Origin of the sequence: Cellulomonas sp. T2.31MG-18 (assembly GCF_964266755.1) — a bacterium.
Taxonomy (GTDB): Bacteria; Actinomycetota; Actinomycetes; order Actinomycetales; family Cellulomonadaceae; genus Cellulomonas.
The window spans coordinates 395,058-409,440 of record NZ_CAXWGW010000003.1; the positions used below are offsets into that span (position 1 = coordinate 395,058).

At 72.1% G+C, this 14,383-nt stretch carries 13 protein-coding genes; 4 read left to right on the forward strand and 9 right to left on the reverse strand.

Annotation, left to right across the window (positions count from 1 at the left end; all coding sequences use genetic code 11):
* Nucleotides 1-4 precede the first annotated feature (4 nt).
* From tal to pgl, 4 genes are read left to right on the forward strand one after another with little or no spacing between them, the layout of a single operon-like run.
* Nucleotides 5-1,165, forward strand: coding sequence for a transaldolase (gene tal / locus ACFQTY_RS13995; protein ID WP_378101469.1), 1,161 nt, complete (start codon nt 5-7; stop codon nt 1,163-1,165).
* Nucleotides 1,162-2,703 (forward strand): glucose-6-phosphate dehydrogenase, encoded by a 1,542-nt coding sequence (gene zwf / locus ACFQTY_RS14000; RefSeq protein ID WP_378101471.1) that lies wholly within the window; start codon nt 1,162-1,164, stop codon nt 2,701-2,703. Before tal ends, zwf begins: the two co-directional genes overlap by 4 nt.
* Nucleotides 2,700-3,617: a glucose-6-phosphate dehydrogenase assembly protein OpcA gene (locus tag ACFQTY_RS14005; protein WP_378101473.1), complete on the forward strand. Its 918-nt coding sequence runs from the start codon at nt 2,700-2,702 to the stop codon at nt 3,615-3,617. The genes zwf and ACFQTY_RS14005 overlap by 4 nt, the downstream gene beginning before the upstream one ends.
* A 4-nt stretch (nt 3,618-3,621) precedes the next feature.
* Nucleotides 3,622-5,091 (forward strand): 6-phosphogluconolactonase, encoded by a 1,470-nt coding sequence (pgl, locus tag ACFQTY_RS14010; protein WP_378101475.1) that lies wholly within the window; start codon nt 3,622-3,624, stop codon nt 5,089-5,091.
* Nucleotides 5,092-5,112: 21 nt separating this feature from the next.
* Here the strand turns inward: pgl and ACFQTY_RS14015 are convergent, their stop codons facing one another.
* The 9 genes from ACFQTY_RS14015 to uvrC all read right to left on the reverse strand — a co-directional run bounded on the left by ACFQTY_RS14015 (nt 5,113) and on the right by uvrC (nt 14,382).
* Nucleotides 5,113-5,460, reverse strand: coding sequence for an RNA polymerase-binding protein RbpA (locus ACFQTY_RS14015; RefSeq protein WP_263730583.1), 348 nt, complete (start codon nt 5,458-5,460; stop codon nt 5,113-5,115).
* Nucleotides 5,461-5,475: 15 nt separating this feature from the next.
* Complete coding sequence (gene secG / locus ACFQTY_RS14020; protein WP_263730582.1) at nt 5,476-5,718, reverse strand: preprotein translocase subunit SecG; 243 nt, start codon at nt 5,716-5,718, stop codon at nt 5,476-5,478.
* A 152-nt stretch (nt 5,719-5,870) separates the two neighbouring features.
* Complete coding sequence (gene tpiA / locus ACFQTY_RS14025) at nt 5,871-6,665, reverse strand: triose-phosphate isomerase (protein ID WP_378101479.1); 795 nt, start codon at nt 6,663-6,665, stop codon at nt 5,871-5,873.
* A gap of 3 nt (nt 6,666-6,668) precedes the next feature.
* Complete coding sequence (locus tag ACFQTY_RS14030) at nt 6,669-7,868, reverse strand: phosphoglycerate kinase (protein WP_378101481.1); 1,200 nt, start codon at nt 7,866-7,868, stop codon at nt 6,669-6,671.
* Nucleotides 7,869-8,013: 145 nt separating this feature from the next.
* Nucleotides 8,014-9,018 (reverse strand): type I glyceraldehyde-3-phosphate dehydrogenase, encoded by a 1,005-nt coding sequence (gap, locus tag ACFQTY_RS14035; protein WP_337975481.1) that lies wholly within the window; start codon nt 9,016-9,018, stop codon nt 8,014-8,016.
* A gap of 267 nt (nt 9,019-9,285) precedes the next feature.
* The gene (gene whiA / locus ACFQTY_RS14040; protein WP_263730578.1) at nt 9,286-10,266 is read right to left on the reverse strand and encodes a DNA-binding protein WhiA; all 981 of its coding nucleotides are present in this window, start codon (nt 10,264-10,266) and stop codon (nt 9,286-9,288) included.
* Between the two features lie 92 nt (nt 10,267-10,358).
* Nucleotides 10,359-11,303, reverse strand: coding sequence for a uridine diphosphate-N-acetylglucosamine-binding protein YvcK (gene yvcK / locus ACFQTY_RS14045; protein WP_378101485.1), 945 nt, complete (start codon nt 11,301-11,303; stop codon nt 10,359-10,361).
* A 71-nt stretch (nt 11,304-11,374) separates the two neighbouring features.
* Nucleotides 11,375-12,319, reverse strand: coding sequence for an RNase adapter RapZ (gene rapZ / locus ACFQTY_RS14050; RefSeq protein WP_337975480.1), 945 nt, complete (start codon nt 12,317-12,319; stop codon nt 11,375-11,377).
* Nucleotides 12,316-14,382 (reverse strand): excinuclease ABC subunit UvrC, encoded by a 2,067-nt coding sequence (uvrC, locus tag ACFQTY_RS14055; protein WP_378101488.1) that lies wholly within the window; start codon nt 14,380-14,382, stop codon nt 12,316-12,318. Before uvrC ends, rapZ begins: the two co-directional genes overlap by 4 nt.
* Nucleotide 14,383: the final 1 nt, after the last annotated feature.

The following is a 14,383-nucleotide window of genomic DNA, read 5'->3' on the forward strand; positions in this document are numbered from 1 at the left end:
GACCATGGCATCGAACGACTCTCACCAGGACCCGGCTCTGCAGCAGCTGGCAGACGCGGGGGTGGCCGTCTGGCTCGACGACCTGTCCAGGGAGCTGCTCCGCAGCGGTGAGCTCGCCGAGCTCGCCGCGCGCGGGGTGGTCGGCGTGACGAGCAACCCCTCGATCTTCGCCAGCGCCCTCTCGCACGGTGACGCCTACGACGGCCAGCTCGCCGAGCTCGCCGCGGACGGGGCCGCCGTGGAGGAGGCCGTGCTGCGGATCACCACGGACGACGTCCGGGACGCGTGCGACGTCCTCCGGCCCGCCTACGAGCGGACCGGAGGCGTCGACGGACGCGTGTCGATCGAGGTCGACCCGCGGCTCGCGCACGACACCGAGGGCACCGTCACCTCGGCACGCACGCTGTGGTCGGAGATCGAGCGACCGAACCTGTTCATCAAGATCCCGGCGACCCCGGAGGGGCTGCCGGCCATCACGCAGGCGCTGTCCGAGGGGATCAGCGTCAACGTGACCCTGATCTTCTCCCTCGACAGGTACCGGGCCGTGCTGGACGCCTTCCTGACCGGGATGGAGCGGGCGAAGGCCGCCGGCCTCGACCTGGCGCCGATCGCGTCGGTGGCCTCCTTCTTCGTCTCGCGCGTCGACACCGCCGTGGACGCCCAGCTGGACGCCCTCGGCACTCCCGAGGCCGGAGCACTGCGCGGCCTCGCCGGCATCGCCAACGCCCGCCTCGCCTACGGCGTCTTCACGGAGGTCAGCGGCGGCCCCCGCTGGCAGGCGCTGGCCGCGGCCGGGGCGCGCCCGCAGCGGCCGCTGTGGGCCTCGACGGGCGTCAAGGACCCCGCCTACCGCGACACGATGTACGTCGAGGAGCTCGTCGCGCCGGACGTGGTGAACACCATGCCGGGCAAGACGCTCGACGCGGTGTCCGACCACGGCGCCGTCAAGCCGGACACCGTGACCGGTGCGCTGCAGGATGCGGCCGCCACGATCGAACGCCTCGAGAAGCTCGGCGTGTCCATCGACGAGGTGACCGCTCGCCTCGAGACGGAAGGGGTGCAGAAGTTCGTGACAGCCTGGACGGAGCTGCTCGGCAGCGTGCAGCAGGGCCTGGACGCGGCCGCAGGTGAACCGACGGGCAGCGACGACGAGGCGGTGCGGTGAGCCCCGCCAAGATCGCTGAGGGCGTCAACCCCCTGCGCGACCCGCGGGACCGACGGCTTCGCCGCATCGCGGGCCCGTCGGGCCTGGTGATCTTCGGCGTGACGGGCGACCTCGCCCGCAAGAAGCTCATGCCGGCCGTGTACGACCTGACGAACCGCGGCCTGCTGCCTCCCGGCTTCGCGCTCACCGGCTTCGCCCGGCGCGACTGGGAGACGCAGGACTTCGCCCAGATCGTGCACGACTCGGTCAAGCAGTACGCCCGGACCCCGTTCCGGGAGGCGACCTGGCGGCAGCTGTCCGAGGGCATCCGCTTCGTCCAGGGCACGTTCGACGACCCGGTCGCCTTCGACCACCTGCGCGAGACGGTCGAGGACCTGGACGTCACGCGCGGTACCGGCGGTAACCACGCGTTCTACCTCTCGGTGCCGCCCAGCGCGTTCCCCCTGGTCTGCGAGCAGCTGGCCCGATCCGGTCTGTCCCAGCCGAAGGAGGGCACCTGGCGACGGGTGGTGATCGAGAAGCCGTTCGGCCACGACCTGCAGTCCGCGCGTGAGCTGAACGACATCGTCTCCCAGGCGTTCCGGCCGGACGACATCTTCCGGATCGACCACTACCTGGGCAAGGAGACGGTGCAGAACCTGCTGGCGCTGCGGTTCGCGAACCAGCTGTTCGAGCCGATCTGGAACAACAACTACGTCGACCACGTGCAGATCACGATGGCCGAGGACATCGGCATCGCGGGCCGCGCGGGCTACTACGACGGCATCGGCGCTGCGCGCGACGTCATCCAGAACCACCTCATGCAGCTGCTCGCGCTGACCGCCATGGAGGAGCCGGTCTCCTTCGACGCCGCTGAGCTGCGGGCGGAGAAGACGAAGGTGCTCTCCGCGCTGCGGCTGCCGCGTGACCTCGGCAAGCACACCGCCCGGGGCCAGTACACGGGCGGGTGGCAGGGCGGCGAGAAGGTCGTCGGCTACCTGGAGGAGGAAGGGTTCAACCCGAACTCCACCACCGAGACCTACGCCGCCATCCGGGTGGACATCGACACCCGTCGGTGGGCCGGTGTCCCGTTCTACCTGCGCACCGGCAAGCGGCTCGGCCGACGGGTGACGGAGATCGCCGTCGTCTTCAAGAAGGCGCCGCACCTGCCGTTCGACTCCACCGCCACCGAGGAGCTCGGCAAGAACGCGGTGGTGATCCGCGTCCAGCCGGACGAGGGCGTCACCGTGCGGTTCGGCGCCAAGGTCCCGGGCACCGCGATGGAGGTGCGCGACGTGACGATGGACTTCGGCTACGGCCACGCCTTCACCGAGTCGTCGCCCGAGGCCTACGAGCGGCTGATCCTCGACGTGCTGCTCGGCGACCCGCCGCTCTTCCCGCAGCACGAGGAGGTCGAGCTCTCCTGGAAGATCCTCGACCCGATCATCGACTACTGGGCCGGCAAGGGCCGTCCCGACCCGTACCGCGCCGGCACCTGGGGACCCGAGTCGGCCGACGCGATGATGGCCCGCGACGGCAGGGCCTGGAGGCGGCCATGATCATCGACCTGCCCAGCACCACCACGCGCGAGATCAACCGCCGCCTGGTGCGCGAGCGCGACGAGGGCGGTGTCGTCGCCCTCGGCCGGGTGATGAACCTGCTGATCGACACCGGTGACCACGACCCGGAGGACGCGATCGCAGCGGCCAACCTGGCCAGCCGTGAGCACCCCTGCCGGATCATCGTGCTGTCCACCACCAGCCGGAAGCGGCGGCCCAACCTGGACGCGCAGATCCGCCTCGGTGGCGACGCCGGCGCCAGCGAGGTGATCCTCCTGTGGCCCGCCGGGGACATGGACCAGGAGATGGACACCCTGATCACGCCCCTGCTGCTGCCGGACGCGCCCACGGTCGTCTGGTGGCCCAACGAGGTCCCGGAGAACCCCTCCGCGGCCCCGCTGGGGCGCATGGGACGCCGTCGCATCACGGACACGACGCAGTGCACCTCTCCGACCAAGACGCTGCAGCGGCTCGCCTCCGTCTACCAGGACGGCGACACGGACCTCGCGTGGGCTCGCGCGACGCTGTGGCGCGGGCTGATCGCCGCGACCCTCGAGCAGCCGCCGTACGAGCCTGTGCATCGGGCCGTCGTCGTCGGCGAGAGCACGCACCCGTCGGTGGACCTGATGGCCGCCTGGCTCGCCTGGGCTCTGCGCTGCCCGGTGCACGTCGAGCGCGTGAAGGGCGCACCGGCGATCACCCAGGTCCGCCTCGAGCGCAGCAGCGGGCCGATCGTGCTCGACCGTCCCGACGGCAAGACCGCTGCCCTGCACCAGCCCGACCAGCCGGACCACCGCATCGCCCTGCCGATCCGTCAGCTGGGCGAGTGCCTCGTGGAGGAGCTGCGCCGCCTGGACCCGGACGAGGTGTACGGCGAGGTGCTGACGAAGGGCCTCACCAGGATCGAGGGCTGACCAGGTGAACCGCGCACCGCACGTCGTCGTCCACCCGGATGCGGACGTCCTGGCCGAGGCGACCGCCGCACGGCTGCTGACCCGGCTGGTCGATCTTCAGTCGGACCACAGCCCGGTCCACGTCGTGCTGACCGGTGGCACCGTCGGCATCGCCGTGCTCCGTGCCGTCGCCGCCAGCCCGGTTCGGGGCGCGGTCGACTGGTCGGACGTGCACCTCTGGTGGGGCGACGAGCGGTTCCTGCCGGCCGGTGACCCCGATCGCAACGAGGTCCAGGCCCGCGAGGCGCTGCTGGACGCGCTCGGCGACGCCCTCCCGGCCGACCACGTCCACGCGATGCCGTCGCGCACGGCGCAGGTGCCGGACACCGACACGGCGGCCCGGCTGTACGCCGCCGAGCTGGCTCGCCACGCACCTGCGGATGCCGCCCTCGCGGTGCCGTCGTTCGACGTGCTGCTGCTCGGGATGGGCCCAGACGGCCACGTCGCCTCGTTGTTCCCCGGCCACGCGACCCTGTCCGTCTCCGACCGCACCGTCGTCGGCGAGGACGACTCACCCAAGCCTCCGCCCCCGCGGGTGTCCTTGACCTTCCCGGCCATCCAGGCGGCCGCCGAGGTGTGGGTCGTCGCAGCCGGCGACGGCAAGGCCGACGCCGTGGCCGCTGCCCTGCGCGGGGCACCCGCGACCGAAGTGCCGGCCGCAGGCGCCGTCGGCGTCGCCCGGACCCTCTGGCTCCTGGACGTGGCGTCGGCGTCACACGTGACCGTCGACGCCGACGACACACCCGTCCACCCGGCGCGGTCCGCGGCGGACGGTCCCGGGTCCACCTGGGCCGAGGTCGACGAGCTCGTCGCGCCGCTGCTCGGCGACCTCACGGTCCCCGACGCGATCGCCACGGCGGCGACGACGGCCGCTCTGCCCGAGATCGCGGTCACCGCACCGCAAGGGCGACTGCTCGAGCTGCTGGCGCGTGCCACGGGCTCGCGCCGCGTGCTGGAGCTGGGAACGCTCGGCGGCTACTCGACGTGGTGGCTCGCACGCGGAGCGGGCCCGGAGGGCGTCGTCGTGTCGCTCGAGCTCTCCGCCGACCATGCTGCCGTCGCCCGGCACTCCCTCGATGCGACGGACATCGGCCACCGGGTGCAGATCGAGGTCGGGCCCGCAGCCCGCACCCTCGAGCGGATGGTCGACGACGGCACGGAACCGTTCGACCTGGTCTTCGTCGATGCCGACAAGCAGTCGTTGGCGCGCTACCTCGACCTCGTCGTCGCGCTCTCGCGGCCGGGGACCGTCATCGTCGTGGACAACGTCGTGCGCGGCGGCGCGGTGCTCGAGGCCGACCATCCCGACGATCGCGTCCAGGGCACCCGGCAGTTCCTCGAGCGCGCCGCGCAGCGCGCCGACGTCGAGGGCACCGTGATCCAGACCGTCGGCCGCAAGGGGTACGACGGGATGGCGATCCTGGTCGTGCGCTGAGCTGAGCCCCGCCCGCGGCGGTCAGCGACCGCGGCGGGCGTGGAGCGCCGCGAGAGCCTCGTCGAGGATCGCGGCCCCGTCCTCGTCGGAGCGACGCTCCTTCACGTAGGCGAGGTGGGTCTTGTACGGCTCGTTGCGCACGGGCGACGGCGGGTTCGCCTGGTCCTGACCGGCCGGGAAGCCGCACCGCGGGCAGTCCCACGTCACGGGCGCCTCGGCGACGGCCTCCTCCGCGAAGCTCGGCCTGGTCTCGTGCCCGTTGGCGCACCAGTAGGAGATCCACACGCGCGGTGCGGCGTCGCCGCGCTCCGCCTCACCCATCGGGCCCGCGCCGACGCGCGAACCCCGGATAGCACTTCCGCTTGCCATGGCTACTCAGCCCCCTCAGGACCAGCGCTGGACGAGCCCGAGCCCGACGATGACGAGCGACCACACGACGGCGACACCGATCGTGATGCGGTTCAGGTTCCGCTCGGCGACGCCGGAGGAGCCGGCGCTGCTGGTGATGCCGCCGCCGAACATGTCGGAGAGGCCACCGCCCTTGCCCTTGTGGAGCAGGACGAGCGGCACGAGCAGCAGGCTGGTCAGCACCAGTGCCACCTGAAGAGCGATGCGCAGGGCATTCACGGTGTGGGGTCGATCCTCACTCGTAGGACGAAGACGGGGCCGCGGGGCGAGGCCGCGTACAGGTTAGGCGACGCGGCGGCCCTGATCCACCATCGCATCGCAGGACGACGACCGGCCCGGGCCTTAGGACCCGGGCCGGTCGCGTGCGCAGGTCAGGCGCCGACGGCGTGCGACCGGTAGAGGGCGATGGCCGCGAACTCCTCCGGGTCGAGGCTCGCGCCTCCGACGAGGGCACCGTCGACGTCCGGCTTCGCCATGATCGAGGCGACGTTGCCGGACTTCACGGAACCGCCGTAGAGCACACGCACCGCGTCCGCGGTCGCCTGGTCGTACAGCTCGACCAGCCGCGCGCGGATGGCGCCGGCCATCTCCTGGGCGTCCTCCGGCGTCGCCGTCTCGCCGGTGCCGATGGCCCAGACCGGCTCGTAGGCCACGACGATCGTCGCCACCTGCTCGGCCGTCAGACCCTCGAGCGCGCCGTCCAGCTGGGACAGCGTGTGCGCCACGTGCGTCCCGGCCTTCCGGATCTCGAGCTCCTCGCCGATGCACAGGATCGGCACCAGGCCCGTCGCCAGGGACGCCTTCACCTTGGCGTTGACCAGAGCGTCGTCCTCGGCGTGGTACTGCCGGCGCTCCGAGTGGCCGACGGCCACGTACGTGCAGCCCAGCTTGGTGAGGAACACCGGGGAGATCTCACCGGTGTAGGCGCCCGACGTGTGCGCCGACACGTCCTGCGCGCCGTAGACGATGTCCAGCTTGTCGGCGTCGACCAGGGTCTGCACGGAACGCAGGTCGGTGAACGGCGGCAGGACGGCCACCTCGACGGCGGTGTAGTCGTGCTTGGCGTCCTGGAGCAGCCAGGCGAGCTTCTGGACGGTCTGGATCGCCTGCTGGTGGTCCAGGTTCATCTTCCAGTTGCCCGCCATCAGCGGGGTGCGGTCAGCCATGGGTCAGTCCTCCAGGACGGCGATGCCAGGGAGGGACTTGCCCTCGAGGAACTCGAGGGAGGCGCCGCCACCGGTCGAGATGTGGCCGAAAGCGGCCTCGTCGAAGCCGAGCTGACGCACGGCCGCGGCGGAGTCGCCGCCACCGACGATGGTGAAGGCACCGTTCTTGCCGGCGTCCACCAGCGCCTGCGCCACGGCACGGGTGCCCGCGGCGAAGGCCTCGAACTCGAACACGCCCGCAGGACCGTTCCAGACCACCGTCTTGGCGTCGACGATCTTGGAGGCGAACAGCTCGCGGCTCTTCGGGCCGATGTCGAGACCCATCTGGTCCGCCGGGATGGCGTCCGCGTCGACCACGGTGGCGGGGGCGTCCGCCGCGAACGTCGGGGCGACGATCGTGTCCACCGGCAGGACGATCTCGACGCCGGACTTCTCCGCCTGGGCCAGGTAGCCCTTGACCGTCTCGACCTGGTCCGCCTCGAGCAGCGAGGTGCCGACCTGGTGGCCCTGGGCGACCAGGAACGTGTACGCCATGCCGCCGCCGATCACGAGGCGGTCAGCCTTGGCGAGCAGGTTCTCGATGACACCGAGCTTGTCCGACACCTTGGCGCCACCGAGCACCACGACGTACGGCCGGGCCGGGTCGTCGGTCGCCTTGCGCAGCGACTCGACCTCCTTGAGCACCAGCTTGCCGACGGCGTGCGGCAGCCGGAGCGCGACGTCGTACACCGACGCCTGCTTGCGGTGCACCACACCGAACCCGTCGGACACGAACGCGTCCGCCAGGGCGGCGAGCTCGTCGGCCAGCGCACCGCGCTCGGCCTCGTCCTTGCTCGTCTCGCGGGCGTCGAAGCGCACGTTCTCCAGCAGCGCGACCTGACCGTCCTCGAGGGCGGCGACCGTGGCCTTGGCGGACGGGCCGACCAGGTCCTCGGCCAGGGCGACCGGCTGACCGAGCAGCTCACCGAGGCGAGCGGCGACCGGCGCCAGGGAGTACTTGGGGTCCGGCGCACCCTTCGGGCGGCCGAGGTGCGCCATCACGACGACGCGCGCACCCTTGGCGAGCAGCGCCTGCAGCGTCGGCAGCGCGGCGCGGATGCGGCCGTCGTCGGTGATGGTCGTGCCGTCGAGCGGCACGTTGAAGTCGGAGCGGACGAGAACGCGCTTGCCGCGCACGTCGCCCAGGTCGTCGATGGTCTTCATGGTCTCCTACCTACCTCGCTGAGGCGGCCGGGCCGGCCGCCGGGGAGTACTGCAGAGGCTGGACACAGCAGCGTCCGCGTGCGCCGAGGCCACTGGGCCGGGGCGCACGCGGACGCATGACTGTGCTACCGGGGGTGCGGCGAGGTCAGAGCCGCTCGCCCACGTACGAGGTCAGCGCGACGAGGCTGTTCGAGTAGCCCCACTCGTTGTCGTACCAGGCGATGATCTTCACCAGGTCGCCGCTCACCTTCGTGAGCTTCGAGTCGAAGATGCTCTGGTGCGGGTTCGTCACGATGTCCGTCGAGACGATCTCGTCCTCGACGTACTCCAGGACGCCCTTGAGCGGGCCCTCGGCAGCGGCCTTGACCGCGGCGTTGACCTCGTCGACCGTGACCTCGCGCGAGGCCGTGAAGGTCAGGTCGGTGGCCGAGCCGGTGATGACGGGCACGCGCAGCGCGAAGCCGTCGAGCTTGCCCTTGAGCTCGGGGAGCACCAGGGCGACAGCCTTGGCGGCACCGGTCGAGGTCGGGACGATGTTCTGCGCGGCGGCGCGGGCACGACGAAGGTCGCGGTGCGGGCCGTCCTGCAGGTTCTGGTCACCGGTGTAGGCGTGGATCGTGGTCATGAGGCCACGCTCGATGCCGATGGCGTCGTTGAGCGCCTTGGCGACGGGCGCCAGGCAGTTCGTGGTGCACGACGCGTTCGAGATGATGTGCTGCGTCGCCGGGTCGTACGAGGTGTGGTTCACACCGACGACGAAGGTGCCGTCCTCGTTCTTCGCCGGGGCGGAGATGATGACCTTCTTGGCGCCGGCCTCGATGTGGGCCTTGGCCTTGGTGGCGTCCGTGAAGAAGCCGGTGGACTCGATGACGATGTCGGCACCCAGCTCGGCCCAGGGCAGGTCCGCCGGGTTCCGCTCGGCGAGCGCCCGGATCTTCTTGCCGTCGACGATGATGTTCTCGTCGTCGAAGTCCACGCTCAGCGGGAAGCGGCCCAGCACGGTGTCGTACTTGAGCAGGTGCGCCAGCGTCTTGTTGTCCGTCAGGTCGTTGACGCCCACGATCTCGATGTCGGCGCCCGAGGCGATGATCGCCCGGTAGAAGTTGCGCCCGATCCGGCCGAAGCCGTTGATGCCGACCTTGATGGTCACTTGCCCTCCTCGGCACGCGCCGATCGCGTCGGCGCACACAATTGGTGGTGGGAACACTCGCACGCCGGTGTGCGGCCCGGCCGTCCACCCAGGCCCATGCGCTGCGTCCCTCGAGGATGGTTACTGGAGAGGAACGTGCCCAGCACGTGACGGTCGTGTGACGATCGGATGACACGACCCTATACCGTGCGCCTCCGGACGCGTGTGACGAAGGTCCGGACGCCCGGCCTGCACAGGCACTCCCCGGTGGGTGGCCCGGCAGAGGGTCTAGAGGTCCAGCAGCTCGGGGCTGAGGCCCGCCTCCGTGTCCGGGACGCCGAGCTCGGCAGCCCGCTTGTCCGCCGTCGCGAGCAGACGGCGGATCCGGCCGGCGACCGCGTCCTTGGTCAGCGGCGGGTCGGCCAGCTTGCCCAGCTCCTCCAGCGAGGCCTCCTTGTGGGCGAGCCGCAGCTCGCCGGCCTCGCGCAGGTGCTCGGGCAGCTCCTCGCCGAGGATCTCGAAGGCCCTCTCGACCCGCGCCCCGGCCGCGACGGCCGCGCGCGCCGACCGACGCAGGTTCGCGTCGTCGAAGTTCGCCAGGCGGTTCGCCGTGCCACGGACCTCGCGCCGGACGCGCCGCTCCTCCCAGACCAGCATCGTCTCGTGCGCGCCCAGCCGCGTCAGCATGGCGCTGATCGCGTCACCGTCGCGGATCACAACACGGTCGATGCCCCGCACCTCCCGGGCCTTGGCGCCGATGCCGAGCCGGCGTGCGGCGCCGACCAGCGCGAGAGCGGCCTCCGGCCCGGGGCACGTCACCTCGAGCGACGACGACCGCCCCGGCTCGGTCAGCGACCCGTGCGCGAGGAAGGCGCCGCGCCAGGCGGCCTCCGCCTCTCCCACGCCGGACGACACCACCTGCGGCGGAAGGCCGCGCACGGGGCGTCCTCGGTTGTCGAGCAGCCCGGTCTGCCGTGCGAGGGACTCGCCCTCCTTCACGACGCGCACCACGTACCGGCTCCCGCGGCGAAGACCGCCACCGGACACGACGATGATGTCGCTCTCGTGGCCGTAGACCTCCGAGATGGCCTGCTTCAGGCGCCGGGCCGCCACCCCGGTGTCCAGCTCGGCCTCGATGACGATGCGGCCGGAGATGATGTGCAGCCCGCCGGCGAAGCGCAGCGTGGCGGCGACCTCGGCCTTCCGGCAGGACGTCCGGTCCACCTTCAGCCGGGCCAGCTCGTCCTTCACCTGTGCCGTCAACGCCATGCGGGTCATCCTGCCATCACCGCCGCTCCCACGGCCCGGCACGCATCGACCCGGGTGGCCGGGCACCTCGACGCCGCGACGGTCGGCCGAGCTCAGCTGCGGACGCCGACGTCGCCGAATGAGCCCTCGAGGATGTCGCGATAGGCGGCCGCGAGCCGCAACGGGTCGTGCCGCGCGGTGCCGTCGCCACGGCGCACCTGTCGCACCAGCAGCCGCGCGCCCATCTCCGCGCACACCTGCGACAGCCCGGCGACGTCGTCGACGGCCGCCGGGTCCGCGACGACCGCATCGATCCGCAGGTCGGGCGCGTGCTCGCGGAGCACGGCCACGTGCTCCTGGACCGGCAGGTCCGCCGTCTCGCCGGCCTCCTCGCGCTGCAGGTTCAGGGTGACGATGGTCCGACCACGATGCGCGACGAGCGCGTCGTGCAGCTCCGGTACCAGCAGGTGCGGGAGCACGGAGGTGTACCACGAGCCCGGCCCGAGCACCACCCAGTCGGCGTCACGGACGGCGGCCACGGCCTCGGGGCACGCCGGCGGCGCCTCCGGCTCCAGACGCACCTGCTCGATCCGGCCCACGCTGGTCGCGACGGCGCTCTGTCCCTCGACGACCCGCCGCACACCGTCCGGACCGACGACGTCGGCGGCGATGCGCAACGGCACGGCTGCCATGGGCAGCACCCGGCCGCTGGCGTTGAGCAGCCTGCCGACCCAGTCCAGGCCCTGCACCGGGTCACCGAGCAGCTCCCAGAGGGCGACGATCAGCAGGTTGCCGACGGCGTGCTGGTCCAGCGGGCCGTCCGACGAGTACCGGTGCTGGAGCACGTCACGCCAGGTGCGACCCCAGTCGGAGTCGTCGCAGAGGGCGGAGAGCGCCATCCGCAGGTCGCCGGGCGGCAGCACACCCAGCTCGTCGCGGAGCCGGCCCGAGGAGCCGCCGTCGTCCGCCACCGTCACGACGGCGGTCAGGCGGTCGGTGAGCAGCCGGAGGGCCGACAGGCTCGCCGAGAGCCCATGACCGCCGCCGAGCGCCACCATCGAGGGGCCACGGTGGTGACGTCGGGCCGTGCCCGCGACCGCACGGCCGCGGCCGGCCGACGGGCCGGACGTCATTCCTTGCCGAGGTCGCGAGCCGTCACGCTCACCCGCAGGCCCCGGTCCCGCAGGCGTGCCGCGAGGGCGTCGCTGATGGCGACCGACCTGTGCTTGCCCCCCGTGCACCCCACCGCGATCGTCACGTAGTGCTTGTCCTCGTGCCGGTAGCCCTCGAGCACGGGCTCGAGGGCGGCGACGTACCGGTCGACGAACTCCAGGGCGCCGGGCAGCCCGAGGACGTAGTCGCGCACCGGTTCGTCACGGCCGGACAGGTGGCGCAGCTCGCTGATCCAGTACGGGTTGGCGAGGAACCGCACGTCCACGACGTGGTCCGCGTCGAGCGGCAGGCCGTACTTGAACCCGAAGGACACGATCGAGATGCGGAGGTCGGCCTCCTCCTCGCCGTGCACCGCCTCCCGCACGGTGCGGGCGAGGTCGTGGACGTTCAGCTCCGTCGTGTCGATCACCCAGTCGGCACGCTCGCGCAGGCTGGTCAGCAGGCGACGTTCGGCGCCGATCGCGTCGAGGATGCGGCCGCCGCCCTGCAGGGGGTGCGGCCGTCGTACCTGCTCGAACCTCCGCACCAGCGCCTCGTCCGACGCGTCCAGGAAGAGGATCCGGAGGTCCACGCCGGTGGCGCGGAGGTTCTCCAGCGCCGTGTCGAGGTGGCCGAAGAACTCACCCCCGCGCACGTCGATCACCGCGGCGAGCCGCTGCGCGTGCTGCCCGGCGGTGCCGGACGTCAGCATGCCGACGAGGTGCACCAGCATCTGCGCCGGGAGGTTGTCGACGACGTACCAGTCGAGGTCCTCCAGCACGGCGGCCGCTCGGCTGCGACCCGCGCCGGACATCCCGGTGATCACCAGCACCTGCGGCTGCTCCAGCACCGGGGCCGCCGTGGTGGCCTCGATGGCGGGGATCCCGTGCGGCACCGTCAGGGGCGAGGGCTCGTCCGTCATGGACCCAGGATGCCAGCGGGCTCCGAGGGCGGCGGGGTGAGGTCTGTCGACGCGCCGGGATGCGAGGGCGCCTCGACCGCTGCCGACGGCGCCGAGCCGCCCGCCAGCGCGTCGACCACCGCCCGCGCCGTCCGGTCACCCATGCCGGGCACGCTCGCGATCTCCTCGACGGTCGCCGCTCGGAGCCGGCGCACCGAGCCGAAGTGCTTGAGCAGCGCGGCGCGGCGCGCGGGGCCCAGACCCGGGACGTCGTCCAGCACGGACACCGTCATGCCCTTGCTGCGCCGGCGTCGGTGCGCGGTGATCGCGAACCGGTGCGCCTCGTCCCGCAGCCGCTGCAGCAGGTAGAGCCCCTCCGACGACCGCTGCATGATCACGGGGTACTCCTCGCCCGGCAGCCACACCTCCTCCAGCCGCTTCGCCAGCCCGCAGAGCGCCACGTCGTCGACCCCGAGCTCTGCCATCGCGGCGGCCGCCGCGGCGACCTGTGGCGGCCCCCCGTCGACGACGACGAGGTTCGGCGGGTAGGCGAACCGCGCCGGTCGGCCGGTGCGCTCGTCGATCGGGCCCGACCGCCTCGGGGCGTCCTCGTCGTCGTCCGACGACCCGTCGCCCAGCTCCACGTCCCCCGACTGGGAGCGCTCGGCGAGGTACCGCCGGAACCGCCGGGTGATCACCTCGTGCATCGCCGCCGTGTCGTCCCGGGCTCCGTCGCCCTCGGGTCCGCGCACCGTGAACAGGCGGTACTCGCTCTTGCGTGCCAACCCGTCCTCGAACACCACCATCGACGCCGACTGGTACGTGCCCTGGTTGTGGGACACGTCGTAGCACTCGATCCGCAGCGGCGCCGACGGCAGGTCCAGCGCCTCCTGGATCTCGCGGAGCGCCTGGCTGCGGGTGGTGAGGTCGCCCGCCCGACGGGTGCGGTGCAGGGCCAGAGCGTGCTCGGCGTTGCGGCGGACCGTCTCGGCGAGCTCCCGCTTCTCGCCGCGCTGAGGCACCCGCACGCTGACCCGCGCGCCGCGCAGACCGGTCAGCCACGTCTGGACCTGGTCGAGGTTGGTGGGCAGCGCCGGTACGAGCACCTCACGCGGCACCGCGGCCGTGCCGCCGTCCAGCTCGGCGTCCGCGGTGCCGTACACCTGCTGCAGGAGACGCTCGACCAGGTCGGCGTCGTCCGCCTCCTCCACCTTCTCGACGACCCAGCCGCGCTGGCCGCGGATCCGGCCGTCACGGACGTGGAACACCTGGACCGCGGCCTCGAGCTCGTCGCCGACCAGGGCGAAGATGTCGCAGTCCGTCCCGTCCGGCAGCACGACGGCGTTCCGCTCGGTCGCCCGCTCGAGCGTGGCGATGTCGTCGCGCAGCCGCGCGGCGCGCTCGAAGTCCAGCTCTGCGGCGGCGGCCTTCATCGCCGCGGTCAGGCGACGGGTGAAGCGCGCGGTGTCCCCTGCCATGAAGTCGCAGAAGTCCTGGGCCAGCCTCCGGTGGTCCTCCTCGGAGATGCGGCCGACGCACGGTGCCGAGCACTTGTCGATGTAGCCCAGGAGGCACGGCCTCCCCTGCTGGTGCGCCCGCTTGAACACGCCGGCGGAGCACGTGCGCACCGGGAACACACGCAGCAGCAGGTCGACGGTCTCCCGGATCGCCCAGGCGTGCGCGTACGGCCCGAAGTACCGGGTGCCCTTGCGCTTCGCGCCCCGCATCACCTGGACCCGAGGCACCGCGTCAGCCATGGTCACCGCCAGGTACGGGTACGACTTGTCGTCCCGGTACTTGATGTTGAACCGCGGGTCGAACTCCTTGATCCAGGAGTACTCCAGGGCCAGTGCCTCGACCTCGGTGCCGACGACGGTCCACTGCACCGAGGCGGCCGTGGTGACCATCTGGTACGTCCGCGGGTGCAGGTTGTACGGGTCCTGGAAGTAGCTGTTCAGCCGCTGCCGCAGGCTCTTGGCCTTGCCGACGTAGATGACGCGGCCGTGCTCGTCCCGGAAGCGGTACACGCCCGGCTGGTCCGGGATCTCGCCCGGCGCGGGACGGTAGGAGGCGGGATCGGCCATG